Annotated in this window: 1 pseudogene; it reads left to right on the top strand. The window is 64.5% G+C overall.

Annotated features, from left to right (window positions below):
- Positions 1 to 296, top strand: a pseudogene (locus ACM6IR_RS25120) (urocanate hydratase); the annotation flags it as partial.

Here is a 296-nt window from a genome sequence, read left to right as displayed (position 1 = left end):
TGCTCGCTGAACATCGAATGCCAGCAGGTCAGCATCGATTTCCGCCTGAAAAGCCGTTATGTCGATGAGCAAGCCACCGACCTCGACGACGCGCTGGCGCGCATCGCCAAATACACCGCCGAAGGCAAGGCGATCTCCATCGCCCTGCTGGGCAACGCGGCAGAAATCCTGCCGGAACTGGTCAAGCGCGGCGTGCGCCCGGACATGGTCACCGACCAGACCAGCGCCCACGACCCGCTCAACGGTTACCTGCCAGCCGGCTGGACCTGGGACCAGTACCGCGCTCGCGCCAAGAC

Source organism: Pseudomonas sp. IT-P253, assembly GCF_949768125.1.
Taxonomy (GTDB): domain Bacteria; phylum Pseudomonadota; class Gammaproteobacteria; order Pseudomonadales; family Pseudomonadaceae; genus Aquipseudomonas.
This window is presented reverse-complemented; position numbering and strand designations above follow the sequence as displayed.